This window comes from Schumannella soli, assembly GCF_006517435.1.
Classification (GTDB): domain Bacteria; phylum Actinomycetota; class Actinomycetes; order Actinomycetales; family Microbacteriaceae; genus Schumannella; species Schumannella soli.
This window is the reverse complement of record NZ_VHQG01000005.1, coordinates 134,423-159,856: the sequence shown is the minus strand read 5'-3', so window position 1 is coordinate 159,856 and position 25,434 is coordinate 134,423. Positions and strand designations below refer to the sequence as shown.

Annotated in this window: 25 protein-coding genes; 18 read left to right on the top strand and 7 right to left on the bottom strand. The window is 71.6% G+C overall.

The annotated features are described in order from the left end of the window. Window positions 1–27 precede the first annotated feature (27 nt). Entirely contained in the window at window positions 28–1,455 is a 1,428-nt protein-coding gene (locus FJ657_RS15785) for a TrkH family potassium uptake protein (RefSeq protein ID WP_141164682.1), read from the top strand. Next, window positions 1,448–2,116: a potassium channel family protein gene (locus tag FJ657_RS15780; RefSeq protein ID WP_141164681.1), complete on the top strand. Its 669-nt coding sequence runs from the start codon at window positions 1,448–1,450 to the stop codon at window positions 2,114–2,116. The genes FJ657_RS15785 and FJ657_RS15780 overlap by 8 nt, the downstream gene beginning before the upstream one ends. A 39-nt stretch (window positions 2,117–2,155) precedes the next feature. On the opposite strand, the gene proC is transcribed toward FJ657_RS15780, so the two are convergent. Then, window positions 2,156–2,989, bottom strand: a complete 834-nt coding sequence (proC, locus tag FJ657_RS15775) for a pyrroline-5-carboxylate reductase (RefSeq protein WP_255447387.1) — start codon at window positions 2,987–2,989, stop codon at window positions 2,156–2,158. A 52-nt stretch (window positions 2,990–3,041) separates the two neighbouring features. Between proC and FJ657_RS15770 the strand changes: the two genes are divergently transcribed. Next, a complete protein-coding gene (locus tag FJ657_RS15770; RefSeq protein WP_141164679.1) occupies window positions 3,042–4,004 on the top strand; it encodes a cation diffusion facilitator family transporter in 963 nt (320 codons plus the stop codon). A gap of 124 nt (window positions 4,005–4,128) precedes the next feature. Continuing rightward, on the top strand, window positions 4,129–5,397 hold the full coding sequence (locus FJ657_RS15765) for an LCP family protein (RefSeq protein WP_141164678.1): 1,269 nt from the start codon (window positions 4,129–4,131) through the stop codon (window positions 5,395–5,397). 29 nt (window positions 5,398–5,426) lie between these two features. On the opposite strand, the gene tadA is transcribed toward FJ657_RS15765, so the two are convergent. Further along, window positions 5,427–5,858, bottom strand: a complete 432-nt coding sequence (gene tadA, locus FJ657_RS15760) for a tRNA adenosine(34) deaminase TadA (protein ID WP_141164871.1) — start codon at window positions 5,856–5,858, stop codon at window positions 5,427–5,429. A 134-nt stretch (window positions 5,859–5,992) separates the two neighbouring features. Between tadA and upp the strand changes: the two genes are divergently transcribed. From upp to FJ657_RS15690, 14 genes are all read left to right on the top strand, one after another. Continuing rightward, window positions 5,993–6,625 (top strand): uracil phosphoribosyltransferase, encoded by a 633-nt coding sequence (upp, locus tag FJ657_RS15755; protein WP_141164677.1) that lies wholly within the window; start codon window positions 5,993–5,995, stop codon window positions 6,623–6,625. 432 nt (window positions 6,626–7,057) lie between these two features. Then, a complete protein-coding gene (locus tag FJ657_RS15750; RefSeq protein WP_141164676.1) occupies window positions 7,058–7,780 on the top strand; it encodes a winged helix-turn-helix domain-containing protein in 723 nt (240 codons plus the stop codon). Window positions 7,781–7,867: 87 nt separating this feature from the next. Next, the gene (locus FJ657_RS15745) at window positions 7,868–8,206 is read left to right on the top strand and encodes a hypothetical protein (RefSeq protein ID WP_141164675.1); all 339 of its coding nucleotides are present in this window, start codon (window positions 7,868–7,870) and stop codon (window positions 8,204–8,206) included. Window positions 8,207–8,272: 66 nt separating this feature from the next. Further along, window positions 8,273–9,220, top strand: a complete 948-nt coding sequence (locus FJ657_RS15740; protein ID WP_141164674.1) for an NADP-dependent oxidoreductase — start codon at window positions 8,273–8,275, stop codon at window positions 9,218–9,220. 121 nt (window positions 9,221–9,341) lie between these two features. Then, the gene (locus FJ657_RS15735; RefSeq protein ID WP_141164673.1) at window positions 9,342–9,785 is read left to right on the top strand and encodes a hypothetical protein; all 444 of its coding nucleotides are present in this window, start codon (window positions 9,342–9,344) and stop codon (window positions 9,783–9,785) included. Between the two features lie 92 nt (window positions 9,786–9,877). Further along, on the top strand, window positions 9,878–11,017 hold the full coding sequence (gene mvk / locus FJ657_RS15730) for a mevalonate kinase (protein ID WP_141164672.1): 1,140 nt from the start codon (window positions 9,878–9,880) through the stop codon (window positions 11,015–11,017). Then, complete coding sequence (gene mvaD, locus FJ657_RS15725; protein ID WP_141164671.1) at window positions 11,014–11,991, top strand: diphosphomevalonate decarboxylase; 978 nt, start codon at window positions 11,014–11,016, stop codon at window positions 11,989–11,991. The genes mvk and mvaD overlap by 4 nt, the downstream gene beginning before the upstream one ends. Continuing rightward, complete coding sequence (locus tag FJ657_RS15720; protein ID WP_141164670.1) at window positions 11,988–13,097, top strand: phosphomevalonate kinase; 1,110 nt, start codon at window positions 11,988–11,990, stop codon at window positions 13,095–13,097. Before mvaD ends, FJ657_RS15720 begins: the two co-directional genes overlap by 4 nt. Continuing rightward, the gene (locus FJ657_RS15715; protein WP_141164669.1) at window positions 13,087–14,187 is read left to right on the top strand and encodes a hydroxymethylglutaryl-coenzyme A reductase family protein; all 1,101 of its coding nucleotides are present in this window, start codon (window positions 13,087–13,089) and stop codon (window positions 14,185–14,187) included. Before FJ657_RS15720 ends, FJ657_RS15715 begins: the two co-directional genes overlap by 11 nt. Continuing rightward, complete coding sequence (locus tag FJ657_RS15710) at window positions 14,184–15,389, top strand: hydroxymethylglutaryl-CoA synthase (RefSeq protein ID WP_255447386.1); 1,206 nt, start codon at window positions 14,184–14,186, stop codon at window positions 15,387–15,389. The genes FJ657_RS15715 and FJ657_RS15710 overlap by 4 nt, the downstream gene beginning before the upstream one ends. A gap of 38 nt (window positions 15,390–15,427) precedes the next feature. After that, complete coding sequence (locus FJ657_RS15705) at window positions 15,428–15,844, top strand: pyridoxamine 5'-phosphate oxidase family protein (RefSeq protein ID WP_141164668.1); 417 nt, start codon at window positions 15,428–15,430, stop codon at window positions 15,842–15,844. A 301-nt stretch (window positions 15,845–16,145) separates the two neighbouring features. Next, window positions 16,146–16,571: a hypothetical protein gene (locus FJ657_RS15700; RefSeq protein ID WP_141164667.1), complete on the top strand. Its 426-nt coding sequence runs from the start codon at window positions 16,146–16,148 to the stop codon at window positions 16,569–16,571. A gap of 325 nt (window positions 16,572–16,896) precedes the next feature. After that, window positions 16,897–17,535 (top strand): MarR family winged helix-turn-helix transcriptional regulator, encoded by a 639-nt coding sequence (locus FJ657_RS15695; RefSeq protein ID WP_369407414.1) that lies wholly within the window; start codon window positions 16,897–16,899, stop codon window positions 17,533–17,535. Then, window positions 17,532–18,887 carry a cryptochrome/photolyase family protein gene (locus FJ657_RS15690; RefSeq protein WP_141164666.1) on the top strand — a complete coding sequence of 452 codons (1,356 nt, stop codon included), beginning with the start codon at window positions 17,532–17,534 and terminating at the stop codon, window positions 18,885–18,887. Before FJ657_RS15695 ends, FJ657_RS15690 begins: the two co-directional genes overlap by 4 nt. Before the next feature lie 142 nt (window positions 18,888–19,029). On the opposite strand, the gene FJ657_RS15685 is transcribed toward FJ657_RS15690, so the two are convergent. From FJ657_RS15685 to FJ657_RS15665, 5 genes are all read right to left on the bottom strand, one after another. Continuing rightward, window positions 19,030–20,787: a pectate lyase-like domain-containing protein gene (locus tag FJ657_RS15685; RefSeq protein ID WP_255447385.1), complete on the bottom strand. Its 1,758-nt coding sequence runs from the start codon at window positions 20,785–20,787 to the stop codon at window positions 19,030–19,032. Window positions 20,788–21,011: 224 nt separating this feature from the next. Further along, window positions 21,012–21,905 carry a carbohydrate kinase family protein gene (locus FJ657_RS15680; protein ID WP_141164665.1) on the bottom strand — a complete coding sequence of 298 codons (894 nt, stop codon included), beginning with the start codon at window positions 21,903–21,905 and terminating at the stop codon, window positions 21,012–21,014. 191 nt (window positions 21,906–22,096) lie between these two features. Continuing rightward, a complete protein-coding gene (locus FJ657_RS15675) occupies window positions 22,097–23,764 on the bottom strand; it encodes an FAD-binding oxidoreductase (protein WP_141164664.1) in 1,668 nt (555 codons plus the stop codon). Next, window positions 23,761–24,603 carry a lysophospholipid acyltransferase family protein gene (locus FJ657_RS15670; protein WP_141164663.1) on the bottom strand — a complete coding sequence of 281 codons (843 nt, stop codon included), beginning with the start codon at window positions 24,601–24,603 and terminating at the stop codon, window positions 23,761–23,763. Before FJ657_RS15670 ends, FJ657_RS15675 begins: the two co-directional genes overlap by 4 nt. A 43-nt stretch (window positions 24,604–24,646) precedes the next feature. Further along, on the bottom strand, window positions 24,647–25,426 hold the full coding sequence (locus tag FJ657_RS15665) for an SDR family NAD(P)-dependent oxidoreductase (RefSeq protein ID WP_141164662.1): 780 nt from the start codon (window positions 25,424–25,426) through the stop codon (window positions 24,647–24,649). Window positions 25,427–25,434 lie beyond the last annotated feature (8 nt).

Below are 25,434 nucleotides of genomic sequence, written 5' to 3'. Positions count from 1 at the left end.
CCGATCGACCGAGAGCCGGGGGTCTGAATGCGCGCGAAGCCCGTGCAGCGCGACCCTCTGCTGTTCCGTCTGCGCGAAGGCGTCGAGGACTTCGCGGCGTCGACGCCCGCGCGTTTCGCGATCACGGTGTTCGGCATCCTCGTGCTGATCTTCACCGGCCTGTTCCTGCTGCCGATCTCGACGACCTCGGGCGAGACGCCGCCGATCATCGACGCCGTCTTCACCGCCGTCTCGGTGATCTGCGTGACCGGTCTCGCGACGGTCGACATGGCGACCTACTGGTCGGGTTTCGGTCACGCGGTGATCTTCATCGGCGTCGAGATCGGCGGAATCGGCGTGCTGACGCTCGCGTCGATCCTCGGCCTCGTGATCAGCCGCAAGCTCGGACTGCGCACCCGACTGCTCGCCGCCGGCGACGCGAATCCGCTGCGCATGCGCAAGGGGCCGATCTCCGAGGGGCAGGCCGTGCGCCTCGGCGAGACCGGCCAGTTGCTGCGCACCGTCGCGACGAGCGTGCTCGTGATCGAGCTCGGCGTCGCGGCGCTGCTGTTCCCGCGCATGCTCATCCAGGGCGTCGACCCGCTGAGCGCCGCGTGGCAGTCGATCTACTACTCGGCGATGGCGTTCACGAACACCGGGTTCGTGCCGACGGCCGAGGGGCTGACGCCGTACGAGACGGATCCCTGGTTCCTGACGGTGCTGATGATCGGGGTGTTCCTCGGGGCGATCGGCTTCCCCGTGATCTACGTGCTCGCCCGCAACATCCGCCGGCCGAAGCGCTGGTCGCTGCACGTGAAGCTGACGATCGTGACCTCGCTGCTGCTGCTCGTGGGCGGCGCGGTGCTGTTCTTCTTCCTCGAATACGACAACCCGTCGTCGATGAAGGGGATGGATCCGGGCCAGCGCATCCTGCAGAGCTTCTTCATCTCGTCGATGGCGAGGTCGGGCGGCTTCGCGACGCTCGACATGCACCAGTTCGACGGTTCGAGCCTCATGGTCGTCGACATGCTGATGTTCGTCGGCGGCGGCTCCGCGTCGACGGCCGGCGGCATCAAGGTCACGACGATCGCGATCCTCTTCCTCGCCGCCTTCGCCGAGGCGAAGGGCGTCGACGACATGGAGGCCTTCGAGCGCCGCATCCCGCCGGACGTGCTGCGCCTGGCGGTCAGCGTGGTGCTGTGGGGCGCGACGACCGTCGCGGTGTCGACCGTGCTGCTGCTCTGGATCACGCCGGATGAGCGGCTCGACTACATCCTGTTCGACGCGATCAGCGCCTTCGCGACCTGCGGGCTGTCGTCGGGCTTCACCCAATCCGCCTCGGAACCGGCACAGTGGATCCTGGCGGGCACCATGTTCTTCGGGCGCATCGGCACGGTCACCCTGGCCGCCGCGCTCGCGTCGTCGACCCGGCGACGCCTCTACAAGCGACCGGAAGAGAGGCCCATCGTTGGTTGACAAGATCGCAGCGGACGCCCCCGTGCTGGTGATCGGGCTCGGCCGCTTCGGCGCCGCGACCGCCGGTCAGCTCTCGCGCCTCGACCGCGACGTGCTCGTCGTCGACGAGGATGCGACGCTCGTGCAGAAGTGGTCGGAGCGCGTCACGCACGCGGTGCAGGCGGACGCCCGGTCGATCGACGCGCTGCGGCAGATCGGCGCGCAGGAGTTCTCGATCGCGGTCGTCGCGGTCGGCTCGTCGATCGAGGCGAGCGTGCTCATCACGGCGAACCTGGTCGACCTCAAGATCCCGCAGATCTGGGCGAAGGCGATCAGCCAGTCGCACGGCAAGATCCTGTCGCGCATCGGCGCGAACCACGTGATCTACCCCGAGGCCGAGGCGGGCGAGCGCGTCGCGCATCTCGTGAACGGCCGCATGATCGACTTCATCGAGTTCGACGACGACTTCGCGGTCGTGAAGATGTACCCGCCGAAGCCGATCCGCGGAATGACGCTCGCCGACTCGCAGGTGCGCCGCAAGTTCGGCGTCACGGTCGTCGGGGTGAAGAGCCCGGGCAAGGACTTCACCTACGCGACCGCCGAGACGGTCATCTCGAACCACGACCTCATCATCGCGAGCGGCAACTCGAAAGACATCGAGCGCTTCGCCCAGGCGACCTGACCCGACCGCATCCCGAGCGGCTCGGCGCCGGCCGCGCGCCTAGCGGCCTTCGGCGATCTCCTGCGTGCGCTGGATGGCGGCCTGCGAGGCGCGGAAGAACAGGTCGGCCAGGTCGCCCGACTCGAGCACCTCGACGGCCTTCTCGGTGGTGCCCTTCGGGCTCGTGACCCGGCGGCGCAGCTCGGCCGCGTCCACGTCGTCGTCGGCGACGGCCAGCAGCTCGCTCGCGCCGCGGAAGGTGCCCTCGACCATGGTCGTCGCCTGCTCGGCGCTGAAGCCGAGTCGCTGCGCGACCTCGATGTACTTCTCGATGAAGAGGAACACGAAGGCGGGGCCCGATCCCGAGATCGTCGAGAGGGCCGCGATCTGGTCCTCGTCGACGACCACGACCGAGCCGACCGTCTCGAACAGGCGGGCGACGAGCGCGACGTCGTCGTCGGAGGCCCGGGAACCGCCGGCGACCCCGGTCACGCCGAGTCCGACGGTCGACGGGGTGTTCGGCATCGAGCGCACCACCACGTTGGGGACGCGCTCCTCCATCGCGGCCGCGGTGACGCCCGCGGCGAGGCTCACGACGATCGCATCGGGCTCGAGGTGCGGGCGGATGTCGTCGAGCAGGTCAGCGACCATGTACGGCTTCACGCCGATCAGCACGATCTTCGCGCCGGCCAGCGCGCGGGCGCTGCCGTCGGGCTCGCGCTCGAGCGCGTAGGTCGTCACGCCGTCGCCGGCGAGGGCATCCGCCTTCGCGACGGTGCGGTTGGTGACGCGGATGCCGCCGTCGACATGCACATCGGGAGAGCGCAGACCGCTGAGGATCGCACCTCCCATCGAACCGGCTCCGAGGATGGCGATGGCAGGAAGATCAGTCACTCTCGCAAGTGTAGGTTTGGGGGCACTGTCGAGACGAGACGAGGTGCGGTTCGTGAGCGCGAGCGGTGGCAGCAAGGCGATCCTGGCGGCGATGGGGGCGAACCTCGGCATCGCGCTCGTGAAGTTCCTCGCCTTCCTCTTCTCCGGCTCGAGCTCGATGCTCGCCGAGAGCGTGCACTCGCTCGCCGACACCGCGAACCAGATCCTGCTGCTCGTCGGCGGCCGCCGCGCCAAGAAGAAGGCGGATGCCGAGCACCCCTTCGGCTACGGCCGCGCCCGCTACCTGTACGCCTTCGTCGTGTCGATCATCCTGTTCACCATCGGCGGCGTGTTCTCGATCTACGAGGGCATCGAGAAGCTGCAGCACCCGCACCCGCTCGAGAACGCCTGGCTGCCCCTGCTGGTGCTCGCCATCGCGATCGTGCTCGAGGGCTTCTCGCTGCGCACCGCGATCGTCGAGTCGCGCCCCTTCAAGGGCACCGGCACCTGGGTGCAGTTCGTGCGCCGCGCGAAGGCCCCCGAGCTGCCGGTCGTGCTGCTCGAGGACACCGCCGCACTCACCGGTCTCGTCTTCGCCGGCCTCGGCGTCGGGCTGACGGCGCTCACCGGCAACGGCGTCTTCGACGCGATCGGCACGCTGCTCATCGGTCTGCTGCTAGTGGTCGTGGCGATCATCCTCGGCATCGAGACGAAGAGCCTGCTCATCGGCGAGGGCGCGAACCCCGAGGATGTGACCCGCATCCGCGACGCCTTCAACGCGCACCCGCAGGTCGAGGCGCTGATCCACATGAAGACCCTCTACCTCGGCCCCGACGAGCTGCTCGTCGCGGCGAAGGTCGCGCTGCCGCGGGCGACCCGGCTGCCCGAGATCGCATCGGCGATCAACACGATCGAGTCCGACATCCGCGAGGCCGTGCCGCAGGCACGCACGATCTACATCGAGCCCGACATCTACATCCCGTCGGCGGCGGATGCGCCGTCGACCGACCGGATCATCATCAAGTCGGCCGACTGACCACGACCGCCGCGCGCGACGCCGCATCGGCGGCGCGCCCCGCGCCCCCAGTGCGCGGGGCGAGACGCCGGATTCCGGCGCGTTCCCAGGCGTCGTGCGGATGCGCGTTGTTACGGTCTCCCCCGTGGCCGGCAGACGAGACGACGAGATCGCGACCGCGAGCCCCCTCGCCCGGCACGGCCGGCAGCGGCGCCGCGGCGCGGCGCGCACGGTCGCGAGCCTGCTCGCGCTGACCCTCGCCGTCGGCGTCGTCAGCGCCGGCAGCGTCGCCGCCTTCGCCTTCTACCGCGTCACGAGCACGATCTCGAAGAACGCGGTCAGCATCACCCAGGAGGGGCAGAAGCCCCCGAAGGTCGGCGCCATCACGGGCCCCGTCAACCTGCTGCTCGTCGGCAGCGACTCGGGCGGCGGCAACAGCACCTACGGCGACCGCGGCGAGAACCTCAATGACGTCACGATCCTCGTGCACATCTCGCCGGTGTCGCACTCGGTCACGGCGCTGAGCATCCCGCGCGACCTCTACGGCCCGCAGGCCGCCTGCACCCGCGAGAACGGCTCGAAGGCCTCGGCCGTGAGCGCCGTCAAGTTCAACGAGGCGCTCTCGCGCGGTGGGCTCGGCTGCGTCGCCGCCGCCGTCACCGGACTCACCGGCCTGCAGGTCGACTACGCCGCCAAGATCGAGTTCGACGGCGTCGTCGCCATGTCGGATGCGGTGGGCGGCGTGCAGGTCTGCCTCGCCACCAAGATCGACGACCCCAAGTCGGGCCTCGACCTGCCCGCCGGCGAGAGCACCATCCAGGGCGCCCAGGCGCTCGCCTTCCTGCGCACCCGTCACGGCCTTCCCGACGGCAGCGACCTGATGCGCATCGGCAACCAGCAGGTCTTCATGTCGGCCCTGATCCGCAAGATCAAGAGCGCTGACACCCTCACCAACCCGGCGACGCTCTACAACCTCGCCACGGCGGCGGCCGACAACATGCAGCTCAGCACCGAGCTCGCCAACAGCGAGACGATGATCTCGATCGCCGTCGCCCTCAAGGACATCCCGGCCGACCGCATCTCCTTCGTGCAGTACCCGTCGACGCCGACGTACATCAACAACATCAGCGTGACGATCGCCAACAAGCGGGACGCGAAGATCCTGACGGACGCGATCGCCGCCGACCAGGCCGTCGCGGCCGGCCAGCTCGGCGGCGCGGCAGTCGACTCCGGCACCGACAGCACCGCGACGCCGGCGCCGACGGATGCGGCGAGCGCCCCCGCGTCGGGCGCGGCCTCCGGCGCCCCCGGCGATGAGGTCTCCACCGACCCGAGCAACCCGGTGGCACTGCCGACGAGCATCACCGGGCAGTCGGCGTCGCAGCAGACCTGCTCCCGCGGACAGACCGGCTGACGCCGGGTCGCGCCGCTTCAGCGGGACGCTCAGCGCTTCGCGCTGAAGAACCGCTCGAGCACGTCGCCGCACTCCCGCTCGAGCACGCCGGGCAGCACCTCGACCCGGTGGTTGCTGCGCCGGTCGCGCAGCAGGTCGTGCACGCTGCCGGCCGCGCCGGCCTTCTCATCCCACGCCCCGAACACGACGCGGGGGATGCGCGCCGCGACGATCGCCCCCGCGCACAGCACGCAGGGTTCAAGCGTGACCACGAGCGTCGCATCCTCGAGGTGCCAGTCCCCGCGCTGGGCGGCGGCGGAACGGATGGCGACGACCTCGGCGTGCGCGGTCGGATCCGTCGTGAGCTCGCGCTCGTTGCGACCGGTCGCGAGCAGCTCGCCGGCGCCGTCGAACAGCACCGCGCCCACGGGCACGTCACCGTGCCGCTCGGCCGCGGCGGCCTCGGCGAGGGCGCGGCGCATCCACGGCTCCCAGACGGTGAGGGATGACTCCACGCGCGCTCCTCGCCCGCGTCTCGCACCGAACGGCGTCGGAGCGACGGCGGGCCGCGTCGACGCCGGTGCCGGAGGTCTCCGGCGGCGGGTAGCCTGAGCCTATGCGAGTGCATGTGGCCGACCATCCGCTGATCACCCACAAGCTCACCGTGCTGCGTGACCGTGCGACGCCCTCGCCGACCTTCCGCGCGCTGGCCGAGGAGCTGGTGACGCTTCTCGCCTACGAGGCGACCCGCGACGTGCACGTCGTCGAGGTCCCCGTGACCACGCCGGTCGCCGAGACCACGGGCCTCGCGATCGCGACCCCCCGCCCGCTCGTCGTGCCGATCCTGCGCGCCGGACTGGGCATGCTCGAGGGCATGGTCAAGCTGCTGCCGACGGCCGAGGTCGGCTTCCTCGGCATGGTGCGCAATGAGGAGACGCTGCAGCCCGACATCTACGCCGAGCGCCTGCCCGACGACCTCAGCGACCGCCAGTGCTTCGTGCTCGACCCGATGCTCGCCACCGGCGGCTCGCTCATCGCCGCGATCGACTACCTGCTGGCGCGCGGCGCGAAGGATGTCACCGCCGTCTGCCTGCTCGCCGCCCCCGAGGGCCTGAAGGCCGTCGAGGAGGCGACCGCGGGCCGCGAGGTCACGGTCGTGCTCGGCGCGGTCGACTCGCACCTCGATGAGAACGGCTTCATCGTGCCGGGTCTCGGCGACGCCGGCGATCGCCTCTACGGCGTCGTCTGAGCAGCTCCCCGCTCCGACCCGCTGTGTGACGCTCTGTGACACGGCGGCCAGGATCCATAACGCCGGATGTTGACGAATCTTGCGTGAGTGCATGAAACTTGCGTTCATGACCGCGAACGTGCACACCCTGACCTCCCGCGAGGCCTCTGGGGATGCCGGCATGATGATGCCGGTGCGTGCGGTCATGTGCTGTCGAATGTGTGCCTGACCAGCGACCTTCTCGCCGGGTCCCGCCGATGACCGTCTCCCTGCTCTCGAGCGCGGCGCTTTCGAGCGTCAGCCTCCGCAGCGATACCGCCGGCATCGGGACCCCCGGGTTCTCCGCTCTCTCCGAGCGAACCCGTTCCCCGCACCCGCACCGCACACTCACTGAGGCCCATGTCTGACATCGACACCCCGACGGGGCCCCAGGCATCCGAAGGATTCGACACCATGTCCATCGCCGCTCTCGACGACTTCCGCACCACCCCCGCCGCTCCCCGTCTCCGCGCCGTGCCCCGCCCGGTCGCCGAGCCGCCCGTCAGCACTCCGGCGCGCGTCCGCGCCGTCCCCGAGGGCACCGAGGCCCGCGGCTTCGCGCTCTACATCGGGCTCGACGAGGCCAAGGCCCTCGCCGCCGGTACCGACCTCGGCGCAGTCGTGCGCGCCATCAAGGGTCTGCTCGGCGAGATCGCCCCCGAGGCGGAGGCCTACGCGGCCGTCGCCCTCGCCCCGGCCGGCGCCGGCGGACGCGACGTGGATGTCGTGCGCCGCGCGCTGCAGGACCCGTCGGCTCAGCAGAAGGCGCGCCCCGAGCCGGAGGCCGCCCCCGAGCCCCGCAGCGGCGTCGTCATCGACATCTCGCGCAAGCGCGTCGTGCTCGACGGCGAGACGGCTCCGCTCACCTACAAGGAGTTCGAGCTGCTGCAGTTCCTGGTGCTGCGGGAGGGCCGCACGGTCGAGCGGGCCGAGATCCTGTCGAGCCTGTGGTCGGAGGGCTCGGACGAGGATGTGCCGAACGAGCGCACGATCGACGTGCACGTGCGTCGTCTGCGCTCGAAGCTCGGCGCCTTCGAGGACATCGTGCGCACCGTGCGCGGCTCGGGGTACCGCTTCGACCGTCACGCCGACGTCGCGATCCGGTGGGCGTCGACGCCGTCGCCCGATATTTTCTGAGCACTTCCCGCCAGATCGGTGTCGTCGAAGTATCTTCTGAGCTCCTCCCGCCCGTCGGCTCCGTGCCGGCGCGGTTAGCATCGTCCCGTGCGACTCATCCGCCTTCACGACCTGCTCGAGCGCGACAGCGTCCATCCCGGAGCCCAGGGGGTTCAGGAGGGGCGACTCGCCGAGACCGGCACTCGCACCCGCCTCGTGCGGCTGGAGGCCGGCGGCAGCTGGTCGGGCGCGGTCGAGCCGGGCGAGCGCCTGTCGATCGTCGTGGCCGGCGACGTCGTGGCGGGCCCGGAGGGCGCCGAGGTCGCGGCCGGCGGCGCGATCCTCTGGGACGCGGGCGAGCACGCCGAGCTGCGAAGCGTCGATGGCGCGACGATCGTCGTGATCGCGTCGACCGACGGCGAGCCGCTGCCGATCGCGGCGCGCTGACCCGGATCCGTCTCCGCGCGCGATCCCGCGCTCGCCCCGCAATATCCCCTCGTCGAAGGAGCGAACATGGCCCACGCGATCGTCTACCGCACGAACGGTGGACCCGAGGTGCTCGAGTACGTCGAGATCGAGGATGCGACGCCCGGCGAGGGCCGGGTCGTCGTCGCGGTGCGCGCCGCCGGTGTCAACCCGATCGACTGGAAGCTGCGCTCGGGCATGCGCCCGGCGCCGACCGACGGCAGCGCCCGCCGTATCGGCAGCGACGCCGCCGGCGTGGTGACGGCGGTCGGACCGGGCGTCGAGGGCTACGCCGTGGGCGACGAGGTCATCGTGCTCAGCGCGGCCGGCGCCTACGCGACCGAGATCGTCGCCAAGGCCGGTCCCAAGACCTTCCCGAAGCCCGCCGGGCTCGACTGGACCCACGCGGCGGCCCTCGGCATCCCGACCGGAACCGCCTATCAGGCCGTCGCCTCGCTCGGAGTCGCCGAGGGCGACACGCTGCTGCTGCACGGCGGCGCGGGCGCCGTCGGCCAGGCCGCGATCCAGTTCGCCGTGCGCGCCGGCGCGAGCGTCGTCGCGACGGCGAGCGAGCGCAACCACGATCGTCTGGCTGCGCTGGGTGCGATCCCGGTGACCTACGGCCCGGGTCTCGCCGACCGCGTGCGGGCGGCTGCTCCGCAGGGTGTGACGCACGCGCTGGATGCCGCCGGCACCGACGAGGCGATCGAGGTGTCGCTCGATCTCGTCGCCGACCGCGACCGCATCGCCACGATCGTGCGGGGCGGCGAGGCGGCCGGCTGGGGCATCCGCGCCTGGAGCGGCGGAAGCCCGATCCCGCTCACCGACGAGGAGAACGCGCTGCGTCTCGCCGGTGTCGTGCTCGCGGCCCAGCTCGCCGCCGAGGGCGGTTTCGATGTCGAGATCGCCGGCACCTACCCGCTGGCGCAAGCCGCCGATGCGCACCGCGAGAGCGAAGCGGGCCACGTGCGCGGGAAGCTCCTGCTGCTGCCCTGAGCCGCGGCGGCTCGATCACGCCGATCCCCTCCCCGAGGATGAGGCGGGATCGTCCCGCAGGCCGACCTCGACCCGACCTGGGGTCGACGCCCGGACGGCCGCGGCCCGCTGAAGTGGAGGCATGAGCACCTCCCCCTCCCCGCGTCGCCTCATCCTCACCGCCGGCGGCCTGCTCGCGGTCGGCGTCGCCGCCTCCCTCGGCCTCGCCGCCTGCTCGGGCGTCGACATCGCGGGGCCGCACGGACGCGAGAGCGTCGCCTTCCGCGACATGCCGACGGCGTTGAAGAGCGACGAGTCGTTCCGCCTGCCGGCGCTGCTGCCCGAGGATGCGCGCGACATCCGTCTGCGCTACGACCTGCAGACGACGGGCGCATGGTTCCGCTTCGACAGCACCGGCGGCATCACGGCCGACTACTGCCGCACGGCCGACCTCAGCGGCGACCCGGACGGCGACGCCTCCTGGTGGCCGGACGACGTTCCGGCGCGCGGCTTCGAGTGCGGCAACTGGAAGGTCTTCAGCGCCGACGACCACTGGTACGCCTGGGATGCGCGCGACACGAAGTGAGGCGGACGCGGCGCCCGGCCGCATGCTCCCTGAACGCGGGATGACCGCGCGGCGTGAGCGGAGCCTGGAGGATTAGGCTGGCCTAACCCGCCATGCACCATATCTCCGACCCGCGCGGCGCCGACTCCGGCGCGGCCGACACCGCATCCTCGCCCGCCTCGTCGGGATCCGAGTCGTCGGCGCCGACACCCAGGTCGGCGCGCACCCACGGCAAGACGATCCTGCTCGGCGAGCACGCCGTGCTCTACGGCGCTCCCGCGATCGCCCTGCCGGTCGCCGAGCTCGGCGTGGTCGCGACCGTCACACCGCTCGCGCTCGGAGCCGAGTCGCGGATCGACTCCCGCGTCTACTCCGGACCCCTCGCCGACGCGCCCGAGCGTCTCGAACCCGTGCTCGCCGCGCTGCGCGGGACCCTCGCCGCGCGCTCCGCGCTCACCGCGCCGGAGCCGCCGCCGCTGCACCTGCGCATCGACAGCGACATCCCGGTCGCCCGCGGACTCGGCTCGAGCGCCGCGGTCGCCGGCGCCGTCGTCGACGCCGTCGCGGCCGTGTTCGGCGCGACGCTCGACCCCGAGACCCGGTTCGCGCTCGTGCAGGCGAGCGAGCGGATCGCCCACGGCACGGCGAGCGGGCTGGATGCACGCACGACCATCAGCACCGCGCCGATCTGGTTCGACCACGGCGTCGGTCGGCCGACGTCGGTCGGCGCCGAGCTGGCCTTCGTGATCGCCGACACCGGCGTGGCGAGCGGCACCCGCGAGGCCGTCGGCGCCGTGCGCGAGCGGCACGCGGTCGACCCCGCCGCCGTCGAGGGGCCTGTCGGCCGCATCGCCGCGCTGACCGGAGCCGGGCGCGGACTGCTCGCCTCCGGCGACGCGATCGGCCTCGGCGCGACGCTCGATGCCGTGCAGTCCGAGCTGCAGCAGCTCGACGTCAGCTCAGCCGAGCTCGACCGTCTGATCGACAGGGCGCGCGCCACCGGGGCACTCGGTGCCAAACTGACGGGCGGCGGTCGCGGCGGCTGCCTGCTGGCCCTCGCCGCGGATGCCGCGCACGCGACGGAGCTGGCGGCCACGCTGCGGACGGCGGGAGCCGCATCCACCTGGACGGTGCGGCTGCCGGCCACCTCGGTCGAGGGCGTCGCGCCGAACACCTCGGGCGACGACGCCGCCGGCGGCACCGCACCCGCTGCCGCACCCACGACCATGCCCGATCCGGAGGACGAGAGATGACCAGCGCCACGGCCATCGCGCATCCCAACATCGCGCTCATCAAGTACTGGGGCAAGGCCGACGAGACCCTGTCGCTGCCGGCGACCGGCAGCCTGTCGATGACGCTCGACGTGTTCCCGACGCGCACGACGGTGACGGTCGACGACACCGCCCGCGACACCCTCCAGCTCAACGGCCGCGCCGCGACCGAGGGCGAGCTGGCCCGCGTGACGAAGTTCCTCGACCTCGTGCGCGAGCTGGCCGGCGACACCCGCCCGGCCGCCGTCGTGAGCGAGAACACCGTGCCGACCGGCGCCGGCCTCGCCAGCTCGGCCTCGGGGTTCGCCGCCCTGGCGACCGCCGCGGCCGCCACCTACGGGCTCGACCTCGACACCCGCGATCTCAGCCGGCTGGCCCGCCGCGGCTCCGGCTCGGCCTCGCGCAGCATCCCCGGCGGCGTCGCGATCTGGCACGCCGGCGACGACGCCGCCTCGTTCAGCGAGACCGTCGCCGCTCCCCCGCTCGCCATGGTCATCGCGACGGTGGATGCGGGCGAGAAGCCGATCTCGAGCCGCGAGGCGATGCGCCGCACGATCGCGACCTCCCCGTTCTTCCCAGCCTGGATCCCCTCGACCGCGGCGAGCCTCGAGCTCATGGTCGCGGCATGCGCGGCGGGCGACGTCACGCGGATCGGCGAGCTCACCGAGAGCAACGCGCTGCGCATGCACGCCGTGATCCAGGGCTCCGAGCCGCCCATCCGCTACCTCACCGCCGCCTCCACCCGCGTCTTCGACGCCGTCGCCGGGATGCGCGCGCACGGCCTCGAGGCGTACGCGACGGCCGATGCGGGCCCGAACGTCGTCGTGCTGACGCGCCCCGAGGACGCCGCCGCGGTCGCCGCGACTCTGACCGCCGAGGCCGGCATCGCCGAGCCGGTCATCGCGCTGCCCGGGCCGGGCGCGTACCTCGTCGACGGCAGCGAGGCGCTGCGATGACGCCCGGCACGATCGAGACCCGCGCCCCCGGCAAGCTCTTCATCGCCGGCGAGTACGCCGTCGTCGAGCCCGGGCAGCCCTCGGTGCTCATCGCCGTCGACCGCTACCTCACGGTCACCCTCAGCGAGAGCGTCGGCCACGCCGCCGGCAGCGTGCACTCCCCCGAGTACGGCCTCATCCCGCTCACCTGGACGCGCGGCGACTCCGGTCTCACGATCGACCGCGAGCACCACCCCTACGACTACGTCATGGCCGTGATCGGCACGGTCGAGCAGCTGCGCGGCGAGCTCGGCATCCCGGCCCGCTTCTACGACCTGCGCATCGCGAGCGAGCTGGATGACGCGAGCGGCCGCAAGTTCGGCCTCGGCTCCTCCGCCGCCGTCACCGTGGCGACCGTGCACGCCCTCGACCGCTTCTACGAGCTCGGCCTCACCGCCCGCGAGCGCTTCAAGCTGGCGCTGCTCGCCACGATCCAGGTCAGCCCGAACGCCTCGGGCGGGGATGTCGCGGCGAGCACCTTCGGCGGCTGGATCCGCTACAGCGCCCCGAACCGCGCGACGCTGCGCGCCCAGCTCGACGATCGGCCGCTGCGCGAGGTGCTGAGCGGCGACGGCTGGGAGGGCTTCGACGTCGCCCGGCTCGCCCCGCCGCATGGCCTGCGCCTGCTCGTCGGCTGGACCGGTTCGCCCGCCTCGACCGAACGACTCGTCGGCGGCGTGCGACGCAGCCGACGCGACTCGGGCGTCGACTACCCGGCGTTCCTGCTCGAGAGCCGCGGCTGCGTCGACGACCTCGTCAGCGGGCTCGACGACGGCGACGACGACCTGACGCTGGATGCGCTGCGCCGCGCCCGCCGCCTGCTGCAGCGCCTCGGCGCGCAGTCGGGCACCCTGATCGAGACCGACCGGCTCGCCCGGCTGTGCGACACGGCCGAGGCCGCGGGCGCGGCCGGCAAGCCCTCCGGCGCCGGCGGCGGCGACTGCGGCATCGTGCTCGCGCCCGCCGACGCCGACCTGACCCGGATGCTGCGCTCCTGGGAGTCGCACGACATCCGCCACCTCACTCTCTCCGTGCATCCCCCGGAAGGATCCGTCGATGACCACTGAGTCCGACCGCGCCGCGAGTACGTCTCCCGAGTACGACGAGCGCGTCACCCCCATCCCGACCCGCTGGGTCGGCCCGATCCGCGTGAGCGGCAACGCCGTCGAGGGCGAGATCGAGGTGCCGCTCGCGACCTACGAGTCGCCGCTGTGGCCGTCGGTCGGCCGCGGCGCGCGCCTGTCGCGCCAGATCGAGGGCGGCATCGTCGCCACGGTCGTCGGCGAGCGGATGACGCGCTCGGTTCTGCTGCGCGCCCCGGGCGCCGGCGCCGCGCACCTCGCGAGCATCGACGTGCAGCAGCGCTTCGACGAGCTCGCCGCCGTCGTCGCCGCGCAGAGCCGCTTCGCCCAGCTCGTCGAGATCCACCCGGAGATCGTGGGCGACCTGCTGTTCCTGCGCTTCGCCTTCACCACCGGCGACGCGTCTGGGCACAACATGGTCACCGCCGCCTCCGAGGCGCTGCTGAGCACGATCCTCGCCTGGCACCCCGAGCTGGAGTACGGCTCGATCTCGGGCAACTACTGCAGCGACAAGAAGGCGACCGCGGTCAACGGCATCCTCGGGCGCGGACGCAGCGTCGTCGCCGAGATGCTCATCCCCGCAGCCCTCGTCGAGAGCACGCTGCGCAGCTCGACGCAGCGCATCGTCGACCTCAACACGGGCAAGAACCTCGTGGGCTCGACGATCGCGGGCGCGCTGCGCTCGGCCAACGCGCACTACGCGAACATGCTGCTCGCCTTCTATCTGGCGACGGGGCAGGATGCGGCGAACATCGTCGAGGGCTCGCAGGGCATCACCTACGCCGAGAACCGCGACGGCGACCTCTACTTCTCGACGACGCTGCCGCACCTCATCGTCGGCACCGTCGGCAACGGCAAGCACCTGCCGGGCGTGAACGCCGCCCTCGACCGGCTGGGATGCCGCGAGGAGCGCGAACCGGGAGCGAACGCCCGCCGCCTCGCTGCCCTCATCGCCGCGAGCGTGCTCTGCGGCGAGATCTCACTGCTCGCCGCGCAGACCAACCCCGGCGAGCTCATGGCCGCGCACGTCGCCATGGAGCGTGGCGCGGCTCGTCGCGGCGGGAGCGCGGCGTGAGCGGCGGCGCGGGCGTGCCCGCTGTCGCACCCGGCGCTGTGCGCGTCGGCATCCACGACCTCGCAGTGGCGACCGGGCACCACGTGCTCGATCTCGACGACCTGGCGGCCCGCAACGGCGTCGACCCGGCGAAGTACCACGTCGGCCTCGGGCAGGACGCCTTCAGCGTGCCCGCCGCCGACGAGGACATCGTCACGATGGGCGCCGCCGCCGCGCTGCCGCTGATCGAGCGGCACGGAACCGACGGCATCCGCACCGTGCTCTTCGCGACGGAGTCGGGCGTCGACCAGTCGAAGTCGGCCGCGGTCGTCGCGCACGGGCTGCTGGGTCTGCCGTCGACCGCCCGCGCGGTCGAGCTGAAGCAGGCCTGCTACGGCGGCACCGCCGCGCTCGTCGCCGCGCTCGGCATCGTCGCCCGCGATCCGCGCGAGCGCGTGCTCGTGATCGCGAGCGACGTCGCCCGCTACGACCTCGACTCGGCCGCCGAGCCCACGCAGGGCGCCGGCGCGGTCGCGTTCCTCGTCGCCGCCGATCCCGACCTGATCGAGATCGAGCCGGCATCCGGTCTGTTCTCGGCCGACGTCGACGACTTCTGGCGCCCGAACGACCGCTCGACGGCTCTCGTCGACGGCCGCCTGTCGGTCAGCGCCTACGTGGATGCGCTGCTCGGGTCGTGGGACGACCTCGCCGACCGCGGCGGCATCGCCCCGGCCGACATCGACCGCTGGCTGCACCACCAGCCCTTCACGAAGATGGCGCTCAAGGCGCACCGCGCCTGGTCGAAGCACGTCGGCGCCGAGTTCGATGAGACCGAGTTGGCTACCGGCTTCACCTACAACCGGCGCACCGGCAACTCGTACACGGCCTCGGTTTTCCTCGCTCTCGCGGCTCTGCTCGACCTCGACGACGACCTCGACGGCCGCCGTCTCGCCCTGTTCAGCTACGGCTCGGGCAGCGTCGGCGAGCTGCTGACCGGCATCGTGAAGCCGGGGTACCGCGCGCTGCGTCGCGCCGGTCAGGTCGCCGGCCTGCTGGATGCGCGCGTGCCGATCTCGGTCGACGACTACCGCGAGCTGCACGCCGCCACGTCGACCTCGAGCGAGGCCCGGCAGAACCCGGCCGTCACGACGGGTCCGTTCCGGTTCACCGGGGTCGAGGCGGGAGCCCGCCGCTACGCCCGCACCGAGCCCACCCCGAACTGATCCGGCGAGGCCCGGCAGCACCCGCCTACCCTGGCGGCATGCTGACCGACGCCGATCGCGCCCTGCTCTCCCGTCCGCTGCACGCCTACGTCGCCACGGTGGCGAAGGCCGATCGCCTGCCGGCCCCGCGTCCGGTCTGGTTCGACCTGACGCCCGAGGGCGACATCCAGCTGTTCTCGACGCCGACGACGGCCCGCGTCGCGCGGCTCCGTGCGGTGCCGCGGGCGACCGCGGTCGTGGCGACGCCGATCGGCGAGCCCGAGCACTGGGTCGCCGTCGAGGGGGACGTGACCCTGCACGACGACGGCGCGGGCGAGCTCGCCGAGAAGCTCGCGCACCGCTACTGGGGCGACGAGCTGGATGCCGCGCACGCCGCCGTGGTCGACGAGTGGCGCCGCTCTGCGCTCGTGCGCATCGTCATCCACCCGACCGCGGTGAAGCGCTTCGCCGACTGAGCGACGCCGTGTCACCGGCGCGAACTACCCTCACCCGTGACACCCCACTCCGCCGATCCGAGAGGCGCCGCCGCGGCGCCGACTCCCCGGCGATCGAGCGCTTCTTCGCCGCGATCGACGCCGTGGTCTCCAGCGAGGAGGGCGAACTCTGGCAGGAGTGAGCGCGTGAGATGCCGCGTCCCGGCCGGAGAGGTCGGTGCTATCGCCACGATGTGCTGGGAAGCCCCCGGGCCGGGTTGCACCTGAGCGATCCGCGTGCGGAACTGATCGGAGCTTTCGCCGCCGACGCTGAAGGATGCAGATGGTCACCACGACGACTTCGGTGGACGCACGTCCTCAGGTCCGCTCCCGACTTCCGCGGCGGGCGCTGCTCGTCGCCGCGGGCGTCATCGCCGTGGCCATCGTCGCGGCCGCCGTGGCGCTGCCGGGGTTGCGCGACAGCAGAGATCTGCGGAGCCTGCTCGCCCAATCGGAGTCGATCTCGCCGGTCGCGGCGACCTCCGAGCTGTGCACGGCCGAGCTGCCCTGCGTCGAGGCCTACCGCACCGACGCCGGCGACTTCCTGCGGTTCGACTCCGCCGCGGAGGCCGAGCGCTGGGCGCGCGAGCGGGGCGATTCGGCTCAGCGATCCGGCGCGACCGTGCTCGACCTGCGCGACGAGGATCTCTCCCCCGACCAGAGGCAGCTCGCGATCGACACGCTCCTCTCTCGCGAGGACCGGGGCTGAGAGCGCCCGGGGCGGCCGTGGGCGGCGCTCATCGGTGGCGCCGGAACAACGCTCGGCGAACGTCCAGCAAAAATAACGGTCTGGTAACTAGCGCGCCGTTACCTCGCCGTTATACATTGCAGGAGTTCCGGTTGTTTGCTGTGGCGACCGGGACGAATGTGATTGCAGGACACTCTTGGTGCAAGGGAAGAGGGCCGGTTCCACGCCTCTGGAACCGGCCCTCGAATCATGTCCGGGCACCTTCGCCCCGCCGCATCCTCCGCGCCAGCCCTGACACCGCAGGCTCTGCGCAACACGCGTCGGCGGGCCGCCCTAGTGTTGTCGCATGACCGAGCGACCCGAACCCACCTCGGCGGGCGCAGCGATGCGCCGCACCGACGCGGTCGCCGCCTGGGAGTCGCTGTACCGGGCCCAGGTGAGTGTGCTGCGCCACATCCGCGCCCGCTTCCCCGAAGGCGTGAGCTTCACCGAGTACGACGTGCTGTTCACGCTCTCCCGCGCGCCCGGCCGCGCCCTGCGCATCCGCGATTTGAACCGCCACATGCTGCTGACACAGCCGAGCGTGAGCCGGCTGATCGACCGGCTCGTCGCCCGCGGCCTCGTCAGCAAATGCTCCGACCCGGATGACGCGCGCGGCACGATCGCGACGCTCACCGACGACGGCTACGCGCTGTTCCGTCGCGTGGGCACCGAGCACGGGCGCGACATCGCCGACCGGATGCTGTCGTCGCTCGACGACGACGAGCTCGCCCAGCTGCGTCGACTGAGCGACAAACTGCGCGGCGCGAGCTATCCCGGCAATCCGGCCGACCTCGATCGGCTCCCGCCTCCGCCCGACCTGGATGTCGCGAACGGCGACAAGGCCTGCGACCTCGACGACCCGGGTGCTGTCGCGCCCGCCGGCGTGGATGACGGCACCGGAGCCGACGGCACCGGCCCGGCCGGCACCGGCGGAGACGCGTGAGTCCGCGGCATCCCGCCCTCGTCTGGCTGCGCGACGACCTGCGTCTGGCCGACAACCCCGCCCTGCGCGCCGCGGTCGACGGCGACCGGCCGGTCGTCGTGCTGTACGTGCTCGACGAGCAGAGCCGCGAGATCCGGCCGCTCGGCGGTGCGACGAGATGGTGGCTGCACCACAGCCTCACGGCCCTGCAGCAGCGGCTCGAGGAACGCGGCGGCTCGCTCGTGCTGCGGCGCGGCACGGCCGAGGACGTCATCCCCGCGGTCGTCGCGGAGACGCACGCCGAGGCCGTGTTCTGGAACCGCCGCTACGGGGCCGCCCGCGAGATCGACGCCCGGCTGAAGACCCGCCTGCGCGACGACGGCATCGAGGTCGCCAGCTTCTCGGCGAACCTGCTGGTCGAGCCGTGGGAGGTCACCACCGGCCAGGGCGAGCCGTTCAAGGTGTTCACCCCGTTCTGGAAGGCCGCGCAGGAGCGGCCGTTCCGCGATGCCGTGCCCGAGCCGCGCGAGATCGAGGGACACCGGGCCGACGGCGACCGCCTCGACGACTGGGGCCTGCTGCCGACGCATCCCAACTGGGCCGGCGGCCTGCGCGAGACGTGGGAGCCGGGCGAGCTCGGCGCACGCCACCGGCTCGAGGAGTTCGTCGAAGACCGCCTCGCCGACTACCACCGCCGCGACGAGCCGGCCGTGGACGCGACGAGCGGCCTGAGCCCGCACCTGCGCTTCGGCGAGATCAGCCCCATCCAGATCTGGGATCGCCTGCACGGCCCCCTCGACGGCGGAGCGCTGCGCAACCGCGCCAAGTTCCTCAGCGAGGTCGGCTGGCGCGAGTTCAACCACAGCATCCTGTTCCAGCAGCCGCGCCTGCACCGCGACAGCTTCCGTCCCGAATGGGATGCCTTCCCCTGGGAGAAGCCGCACGCCGCCGAGCTCGACGCCTGGAAGCAGGGGCGCACCGGAATCCCCCTCGTCGACGCCGGCATGCGCGAGCTGTGGCACAGCGGCGTCATGCACAACCGCGTGCGCATGGTCACGGCCAGCTTCCTCGTGAAGAACCTGCTCGTCGACTGGCGCGTCGGCGAGGCGTGGTTCTGGGACACCCTGGTGGATGCCGACGAGGCCAGCAATCCGGGCAACTGGCAGTGGGTCGCGGGCAGCGGGGCGGATGCGGCGCCGTACTTCCGGGTCTTCAACCCCGAGCTGCAGCGCGAGAAGTTCGACAAGCACGACCGCTACGTGAAGCGCTGGGTGCCCGAGCTCGGCACCGACGAGTACCCCGATCCGATCGTCGACCTGAAGCAGAGCCGCCAGGCCGCGCTCGACGCGTACCAGCATCTCCGCAACAGCTGACCTCGGCCGGCGACGGCGTTCGGCTCCGGCATCCCGGATCCCGTGTCCTCCGCGTCGTAACTCAGGAGATCCGACCCGAGGCGAGGCGTGCGCCCCGTCTCGAGCCGGATCTCCTGAGTTGCGTCACCGCATCGGGGCGGGATCAGCCCGGGTAGTTCGCCACCCGGCTCGGCGAGGTGTTGCCCGCCGGGTTCGGAACCGGTCCGCCCGTGTTGTTGACGACGTGGTTGATCGTGCCCACGTCACCGAGCGAGACAGTGAACAGGCCATGGCCGCGCACGCCGCCGTTGTCGGGGAACTCGAATCCGCGGTCGGCGACGACCGAGGGGTTCACGTTGAAGAACGAGTAGACGCCCGCTCCCCAGATCTCGTGCGAGCTCACGCCGTCGGCGACCTTGTAGGCCGCGTAGCCGGCGCCCGTCGGGCTCTGCCAGGAGGCGTTGTCGGGCACGTCGTAAGGCAGCTCGTTCTGGAAGAACACGGTCTTGCCGCCGTTGCCGTTCCAGATCACCTCGTGCTTCTGGTAGTGCTCGACGAACAGGCCCGTGGCGAGCACGTCGTCGCCGTTGACCTCGACGCCGGTCGCTCCCTTGTTGACGTTCCAGCCGGTCGGGGCGCCGCCGTGATCCGCGCGCCAAGCCCAGATGTGGTCGATGACTGTGTCGTCGGCGTTGACCTGCAACGTGGTGGTCGCGTTGCCCTGGATGCTCGAGCCGATGCGCACGAAGACGTCCTGGATGCTCTGCGGGTCACCCGAGTGGTCGTTGTGCGAGCCGGTCTCGCCGAGGCGGATCAGCACGTCGCTGTTCTGCGTGCCCGCATCCACGACCAGGTTCGACACGTTGACGCCGGAGACGTCGGCCGAGGTCAGCACGGCGTTGCCGTTCGTCGGGGTCAGCGTCGGGAAGCCGATGCCGGTGACGACGGTGCCGGCGCGCGTGACGTTCAGCGGCGCGTCGAGGGGGTAGGTGCCGGGGGTGAAGAACAGGTTGAGTCCCTGCTCGAGCGCCTGGTTCAGCGTGCCCGCACTGTCGCCCGGGTGGGCGACGTAGAAGTCGCGCATCGGCAGATCGGTGCCCGGGGTGTTCGGCCAGGTGACGCCGCGCGAGTTCTGCGCGAGCGAGGGCACGAACACGTGGTACTTGCCGTCGCCGTCGATGTAGAGGTACGGCTTCTCGCGGGTCGTCGGCGTCGTGTCGAGCGTCGTGTAGCTGCGGTCGAAGTCGTTGCCGGGGGCGCCGTCGACGCCCGAGAAGGTCATGTTCCAGTTGCCGCCCTCCCACGCGCCGAGCGAGGAGTTGCGGGTGTACCACTGCTGCTGCGAGCCCGAGCTGACGGTGCCGTCGACCTTGCTGTCGGCGATGTAGCCGCCCGAGGAGTAGCCCTGGCCGCCGTCCTGGTTCGAGGGGCCCATCGTCAGGTTGCCCTGGATGTGCACGCGGCGCATCGGCGCGGCCTGCGAGACGGCCCAGCGGTCGGTTCCCCCCTCGGGCACGATCGCGAGGTTCTCGACCGAGCGCCAGAAGTTCTGGGTGGCGTTCTTCTCGTCGCCGGCGTTCCAGCCGGAGTCGACGTTGACGGCGCCGTGGATGGTCACGTCGTCGGGATTCTTGCCGAGCCCGGCGACCGCCGTGTAGAAGCCGAGGTTGGCCCACACGCGGTCGTAGTCTCCCGGCTTGAACAGGAAGGTGTAGCGCTGCTCGCCGAACTGGGCTCCCGAATTGAGCAGCTGGGCGTTGAAGGCGGCGTCGACATCCGCCTGGATGGTCGACGTCGGCGTCGACGGGTCGTAGATCTTGACGCTGCTGCCGAAGTCGGGCGTATCGCTGGTGTCGAGCGCCTGCGCCGAGAGCGCGGGGGTCAGGACCCCGCCGAGTCCGACCGCGGCGGCCGCGATCACCGCGAGTCCGCGGGCACGGGATGCGCGACTCGCACCCTCGGCACGTCTCGCTGATCTGTGGATGGTGGTGTCTTTCACGAGGTCTCCCCTCTCGTGACAGCACGTTCGCTGCCGGCGGCTCCCTTGCCGCCGTGGACACCCTAGGGGAATCACGACCCCCGAACGGGGGTCATTCAGGGGTTATCCGGACAGGTTTCTGCGACGCAGGCGCCGGCGGACGCGGCTCAGACCCCTGGCCGGCCGCCGATCAGCATGATCGCCCGGGCGGCGAGCTGCACGGCCGACGTCATCGCCGAGTCGAGGTCGGGACGCTCGATCCACGAGGTGAGGAATCCCGCCGCGAAGGCGTCGCCGGCTCCGGTCGGGTCGACCACGCGCACCTTGGGCGCCGGCACCCGGACGACGGGCGCGCCCGAGCGGTGCTGCCCCATCGCGCCGTCGGGTCCGAGGGTCAGCACGACCGTCTCGGCGAGCTCGTGGAAGGCGGCGATCATCCTCTCGGGGCTGGTCTCGCCGGTCAGCAGCTCGCCCTCTTCGAGGTTCGGGAAGATCACGGAGGCGCCGCGCGCGGCCGTGCGGAAGGCGTCGACGCCGAAGTCGCGGATGTAGTCGGCCGAGCTCGGGTTCACGACGACGGGCACGCCCGCGGCGCTCGCCCGGTCGATCACGTCGCGCGCGCCGGCCACGCCGAAGCCGTCGACGAAGCTGTAGGCGCTGAGGTGCACGGCGGCGGCGGTCGACAGCAGCTCGGGCGTGACCGCGGAGGGCGAGAGCAGGGCGTTCGCGCCGCGCTCGGTGAACATCGTGGGGTCGTCGCCGCGCGGCGACACGATGATGATGATCGTGCCGGTGGTCACGCCGATCTCGCGCTGCAGGTGCGGCGTGACGCCGCAGTCCTCGAGCTCGGCGACGTAGCGGTCGAAGTCGCTCGACCCGATCGCCCCCACCAGGTCGACGGCGACGCCCGCCGAGGCGAGCCAGGCCGCCGTGTTCGCGGCGCTGCCGCCGGGCCGGAAGCGCACGGTCGAGGGGGTGTCCGACGCCGGTCGGACCGTGTGGTGCGGTGAGACGAGGATGTCGTGGTTGACATCGCCGACCGCGATCACCCGGCGCGTCATTGCTGAGGGTGATTCAGGGGTGAGGAGGCAGGCATCTCGATCACGCTAGCAATGCAGCAGGTGTCGACCCAGGCGGCACACAGGAAATATGCACCCCGATTTGTCCCCTATCCGGGGGACCGAGCGCAGGGACGCCGCGAGCCCGCCGTCGGAGCGCATCCGGCGGCGGGCTCGTGAGGTCGACACCTCGATCAGACGACGATCTTGCGCGGGTTGAACAGCCCATCCGGATCGGCCGACGAGAACAGCCCGCTCATGACGGCGACGCCCTCGGTCGAGATGTCCTGCTCAAGCCACGGCGCGTGCTCGAGGCCGACGCCGTGGTGGTGCGAGATCGTGCCGCCGGCGTCGATGAACGCCTGCTGGATCGCGCTCTTGACGACGTCGTACTCGCCCAGCGGGTCCTCGTCGCCCATCACGAAGGCGAAGGTGAAGTAGAGGCACGCGCCCGAGTGGTACGAGTGCGAGAGGTGCGACATGATCCAGCCCTGGCGGCCGATCTGCTCGTAGGCCGCGTTCGCCGCCGCGTACACCGCGTCGTGCACGCCGACGAGCTTCGACCACGGCGCCGCCGTCTCCGACACGTCGCCCGCCGCGCCCATGTCGAGCAGGAAGTCGCGCAGGTACGGGGTGTCGAACTTCTTCTGGTCGTAGAGCACGCCCGGGCCGGTTCCGACGCCGAGACCCGAGTTGCGCTTGACGATCTTGTCGACGATCGCCTTCGTGCGCTTCACGTGGTCGGGCGATCCCTCGAAGCCGATGAACGACAGGCAGACCTCGCCCGGCTTCCAGCCGCGGCCCTCGAGGAACGAGAACAGCGAGTCCTGCACGAACTTCGAGACGCCCTTCGACTCCTTGCTCGTCGCGAGCGAGAAGCCGGTCTCGTTGCCGTCGGAGACGCGGGTGATGCTCGGCGCGGCGTCGCTCTCCGAGATCTCCTGCATGGCCTTGATGGCGTGGTTCCAGTTCTTGAAGAAGTAGGCGTGGATGACGCGCTTCTCGGGGATGCGGTGCACCTGCACGGTGGCCTCGGTGATGATGCCGAGACGGCCCTCGCTGCCGACGACCATCTCGCGCACGCTCGGGCCGGTCGACGCGCTCGGGATCGGGCGGATCACGAGCGTGCCGTTCGGACGCACGACGCGGAAGCCGCGCACGATGTCGGCGATGTCGCCGTACTTGTCCGACTGCATGCCGCTCGAGCGGGTCGCGATCCAGCCGCCGAGGGTCGAGTGGGTGAAGCTGTCGGGGAAATGCCCGAGGGTCCAGCCGCGCTCGGCGAGCTGCGCCTCGAGGTCGGGGCCGAGGGCGCCGGCCTGGATGCGCGCGAGGCCGGAGTCCTCGTCGATGTCGAGCAGCAGGCGCAGGCGTCCGAGGTCGACCGAGATGACGGGACGCGTCTCGTCGGCGTGCGGCTCGAGGCTGCCGGCGATGTTGCTGCCGCCGCCGAAGGGGATCAGCACCGCACCGGCCGCGACGGCGGCCTTCACGACGCCGGCCACCGCGTCCTCGTCGCCCGGGTAGACGACGATGTCGGGCGCGCGGTCGATCTTCAAGGCGCGGATGCGCACCAGGTCGCGCAGGCTCTTGCCGAAGGTGTGCACGACGCGGTCGAGCTTGTCGGTCGTGACGTTCTCGTCGCCGACCGCCGTCTTCAGCTCGGCGAGCAGCGCGGCGGGCGCGATCGGGTCGGCCACCTGCACATCGGCGAAGTCGGGCTTCTCGGTGCGCTCGGCCGTCCACAGGTCGAGCCCCACCGCCTTCTTCACGAAGGGCGCGAAGCCGGGCTTGTCCTCGTGGTGGAACGCGACGCCGTCGACGCCCCATCCCCACCACTTCATGTGCTTGACGTCGGTCATCGAGCGGTCCCTTCGGGTGTCTCGGGGGTCGTGGTCTTCGAGGGCTTGCGCAGCCTCGACTTCTTCGGCGGCTTGGGGGCCTTCGCCGGCTTGGGTGTCGGCGGCAGAGGAGCGACGCCCGGGGCGATGCCGTGCAGCTCGGTCGCGACCTCGGCGCCGAGGATGGCGTCGCGCTCGGCCACGATCATGCGGGCGATCTCGTCGCGCACGCGCTCCATGAAGTCGGCGGCGCTCTCGTCGTCGCGCGGGTTCATCGGGTCGCCGACGACCATGCCGACCGGCATGCGGCCGGGCCCGGGCCACTTCGAGCCGCGGGGATGCGCGAGTCCGGCGCCGATGAGCGCGATCGGCACGCAGGGCGCGCCCACCGAGCGGGCGATCGCGGCCGCGCCGGGGTTGAAGGCGCCGAGCGTGCGGCCGCCGTTGCGCGAGCGGGTCGCCTCGGGGAACACCAGCAGCGAGACGCCGCGCTGCACGAGCACCTTCGCGCTCTCGCCGCGGCGCTGGCCGCCGGCGCGCTCCACGGCGAAGGCGTTGAAGAAGAGCTTCGTGAGGCCGCGGCGCCACCACACGTCGAAGAAGTAGTCGGCGGCGACGCCGGTCGAGAGGGTGCGCGCCTGCTTCCAGGGCAGACCGCCCATGATGAGCGGCGCATCCAGGTGGCTGGAGTGGTTCGCCACGACGACGAACGAGCCGTCGAGCTTCTTCACCTTCTCGCGGCCGATGACCGTCACGTCGGTGACGGTCCAGACGACCGGCTTGAGGATGAGGCGCTGCGCCACGAACCGGGCCACGGCCTGGGGTCGCGAGGTGAAGCGATCGCGCTTCATCGCTGCCATCGGCGTCCTCTCTCGACTGCGGGGCGGACGCATCCGCCTGCGGTCATTCCTTCAGACTATCGCGGCGCCCGGACGAAATCTTGCGGGAGACCGCGCGGATCGTGCTCTTCGGCAGGTGCCGGGCGAACCAGATGAGCAGGCGGTACCGAACACTCGGCAGAGAGATCACCCGACCGCGTGCGGCGTCGCGCAGAGCCGTCTCCACCAGGGGTTCGGCGTCGAGCCAGAGGAAGTTCGGAATGCTGGACTTGGCGATGCCCGCACGAGAATGGAATTCGGTATGAACCCATCCGGGACAGAGGGCCGTCACGGTCACGCCGGTGCCGTGCAGCTCATTCGCGAGCCCCTCGGTATAGCTCGTGACCCAGGCCTTGATCGCGCTGTAGCCGCCCATCGTGACGAAGCCGGCCGTGCTCGAGACGTTGAGGATGCGGCCGTGGCCGCGGGAGCGCATCGCCCGGCCGGCGGCGCCGCCGAGCACCAGCACGGCGCGCACCATCACCTCGAACGCGCGGTCATGATCCTCGACCGCGCGCGACGTGAGCGCGGTGTGCACGCTGAAGCCGGCGTTGTTGACCAGCACCTCGATCGGGCGCTCCGCATCCTCCAGACGCGCGGCGACGCGGTCGACGTCGGCGCGGTTCGAGAGGTCGGCGGGCAGCACCTCGACCTGCCGCCCGAGAGCGCGCAGCTCGTCCGCCATCTCCTCCAGGCGCGTGGCATCGCGCGCGACGAGGACGAGGTCGGAACCCCGGCGGGCGAGGGCGCGAGCGAAGGCGGCTCCGATTCCGGAGGTGCCGCCGGTGACCAGAGCAGTGACCATGACCGTTA